At 52.9% G+C, this 3,503-nt stretch carries 1 tRNA gene and 1 rRNA gene; both read left to right on the top strand.

From position 1 onward, the window contains the following. Positions 1–75 precede the first annotated feature (75 nt). Positions 76–151, top strand: a tRNA-Ala gene (locus DT73_RS05455). 302 nt (positions 152–453) lie between these two features. Continuing rightward, positions 454–3,359 (top strand): 23S ribosomal RNA (locus tag DT73_RS05450). Positions 3,360–3,503 lie beyond the last annotated feature (144 nt).

Below are 3,503 nucleotides of genomic sequence, written 5' to 3'. Positions count from 1 at the left end.
CATAGTTTACTATGCGTCGCCTTTTCGCGTCTTGTCTGAAAGCGAATTATCGGTATCAGAAAGTTGCCAAACGATGGGGCTATAGCTCAGCTGGGAGAGCGCCTGCTTTGCACGCAGGAGGTCTGCGGTTCGATCCCGCATAGCTCCACCATCCCTGTCCGTTAACAATAGTTCAGAGTGTACTGAGTCAGTATGCTGTGAAGTATTATGCTCTTTAAAAATCCGGAACAAGCTGAAAATTGAAACACTGAACAACGCAAGTTGTTCGTGAGTCTCTCAAATACTTGCAACACGAAATGTGTTCAGTCAGCGGTGCAGCGAGCTAAGTGAAGGCGCGGCATAACGCGCGCAGTAAGCGGAGTGAACGTAAGGTTCATGAGCATTACGAGCACGTTATAACAACGAATTCACGACGCGCAGCAAACCAGACAGAAAAACATCTTCGGGTTGTGAGGTTAAGCGACTAAGCGTACACGGTGGATGCCCTGGCAGTCAGAGGCGATGAAGGACGTGCTAATCTGCGAAAAGCGCCGGTAAGGTGATATGAACCGTTATAACCGGCGATGTCCGAATGGGGAAACCCAGTGTGACTCGTCACACTATCATTAACTGAATCCATAGGTTAATGAGGCGAACCGGGAGAACTGAAACATCTAAGTACCCCGAGGAAAAGAAATCAACCGAGATTCCCCAAGTAGCGGCGAGCGAACGGGGAAGAGCCCAGAGTCTGAATCAGCAGGTGTGTTAGTGGAACGGTCCGGAATGGCCGGCGATACAGGGTGAAAGCCCCGTACACGAAAGTGCACCTGTTGTGAGCTCGATGAGTAGGGCGGGACACGTGGTATCCTGTCTGAATATGGGGGGACCATCCTCCAAGGCTAAATACTCCTGACTGACCGATAGTGAACCAGTACCGTGAGGGAAAGGCGAAAAGAACCCCGGCGAGGGGAGTGAAAAAGAACCTGAAACCGTGTACGTACAAGCAGTGGGAGCCTCTTTAATGGGGTGACTGCGTACCTTTTGTATAATGGGTCAGCGACTTATATTCTGTAGCAAGGTTAACCGTATAGGGGAGCCGCAGGGAAACCGAGTCTTAACCGGGCGTCCAGTTGCAGGGTATAGACCCGAAACCCGGTGATCTAGCCATGGGCAGGTTGAAGGTTGGGTAACACTAACTGGAGGACCGAACCGACTAATGTTGAAAAATTAGCGGATGACCTGTGGCTGGGGGTGAAAGGCCAATCAAACCGGGAGATAGCTGGTTCTCCCCGAAAGCTATTTAGGTAGCGCCTCGTGAACTCATCTTCGGGGGTAGAGCACTGTTTCGGCTAGGGGGCCATCCCGGCTTACCAACCCGATGCAAACTACGAATACCGAAGAATGTTATCACGGGAGACACACGGCGGGTGCTAACGTCCGTCGTGAAGAGGGAAACAACCCAGACCGCCAGCTAAGGTCCCAAAGTCATGGTTAAGTGGGAAACGATGTGGGAAGGCCCAGACAGCCAGGATGTTGGCTTAGAAGCAGCCATCATTTAAAGAAAGCGTAATAGCTCACTGGTCGAGTCGGCCTGCGCGGAAGATGTAACGGGGCTAAACCATGCACCGAAGCTGCGGCAGCGACACTAAGTGTTGTTGGGTAGGGGAGCGTTCTGTAAGCCGGTGAAGGTGTGCTGTGAGGCATGCTGGAGGTATCAGAAGTGCGAATGCTGACATAAGTAACGATAATGCGGGTGAAAAACCCGCACGCCGGAAGACCAAGGGTTCCTGTCCAACGTTAATCGGGGCAGGGTGAGTCGACCCCTAAGGCGAGGCCGAAAGGCGTAGTCGATGGGAAACAGGTTAATATTCCTGTACTTGGTGTTACTGCGAAGGGGGGACGGAGAAGGCTGTGTCATCCGGGCGACGGTTGTCCCGGTTTAAGCGTGAAGGTGGAGTGACCAGGCAAATCCGGTTGCTCATTAACACTGAGGCGTGATGACGAGGCACTACGGTGCTGAAGTGACAGATGCCCTGCTTCCAGGAAAAGCCTCTAAGCTCCAGGTAACACGAAATCGTACCCCAAACCGACACAGGTGGTCAGGTAGAGAATACCAAGGCGCTTGAGAGAACTCGGGTGAAGGAACTAGGCAAAATGGTGCCGTAACTTCGGGAGAAGGCACGCTGACACGTAGGTGAAGTCCCTCGCGGATGGAGCTGAAGTCAGTCGAAGATACCAGCTGGCTGCAACTGTTTATTAAAAACACAGCACTGTGCAAACACGAAAGTGGACGTATACGGTGTGACGCCTGCCCGGTGCCGGAAGGTTAATTGATGGGGTCAGCGCAAGCGAAGCTCCTGATCGAAGCCCCGGTAAACGGCGGCCGTAACTATAACGGTCCTAAGGTAGCGAAATTCCTTGTCGGGTAAGTTCCGACCTGCACGAATGGCGTAATGATGGCCAGGCTGTCTCCACCCGAGACTCAGTGAAATTGAACTCGCCGTGAAGATGCGGTGTACCCGCGGCAAGACGGAAAGACCCCGTGAACCTTTACTATAGCTTGACACTGAACATTGAGCCTTGATGTGTAGGATAGGTGGGAGGCTTTGAAGTGTGGACGCCAGTCTGCATGGAGCCAACCTTGAAATACCACCCTTTAATGTTTGATGTTCTAACCTGGCGCCATAATCTGGCGTGGGGACAGTGTCTGGTGGGTAGTTTGACTGGGGCGGTCTCCTCCTAAAGTGTAACGGAGGAGCACGAAGGTTGGCTAATCCTGGTCGGACATCAGGAGGTTAGTGCAATGGCATAAGCCAGCTTGACTGCGAGCGTGACGGCGCGAGCAGGTGCGAAAGCAGGTCATAGTGATCCGGTGGTTCTGAATGGAAGGGCCATCGCTCAACGGATAAAAGGTACTCCGGGGATAACAGGCTGATACCGCCCAAGAGTTCATATCGACGGCGGTGTTTGGCACCTCGATGTCGGCTCATCACATCCTGGGGCTGAAGTAGGTCCCAAGGGTATGGCTGTTCGCCATTTAAAGTGGTACGCGAGCTGGGTTTAGAACGTCGTGAGACAGTTCGGTCCCTATCTGCCGTGGGCGCTGGAGAATTGAGGGGGGCTGCTCCTAGTACGAGAGGACCGGAGTGGACGCATCACTGGTGTTCGGGTTGTCATGCCAATGGCATTGCCCGGTAGCTACATGCGGAAGAGATAAGTGCTGAAAGCATCTAAGCACGAAACTTGCCCCGAGATGAGTTCTCCCTGACCCTTTAAGGGTCCTGAAGGAACGTTGAAGACGACGACGTTGATAGGCCGGGTGTGTAAGCGCAGCGATGCGTTGAGCTAACCGGTACTAATGAACCGTGAGGCTTAACCTTACAACGCCAAAGATGTTTTGGTGTGAGAGACGAAATTTTTAGCTTGTTAACGGATAATGTTCATGGCCGTGAGGCGGTGAATAAAACAGAATATGCCTGGCGGCAAGAGCGCGGTGGTCCCACCTGACCCCATGCCGAACTCAG

This window comes from Mangrovibacter sp. MFB070, assembly GCF_000705335.1.
Taxonomy (GTDB): Bacteria; Pseudomonadota; Gammaproteobacteria; order Enterobacterales; family Enterobacteriaceae; genus Mangrovibacter; species Mangrovibacter plantisponsor.
The sequence above is the reverse complement of the archived record's forward strand: the minus strand, read 5'-3'. Positions and strand labels throughout refer to the sequence as shown.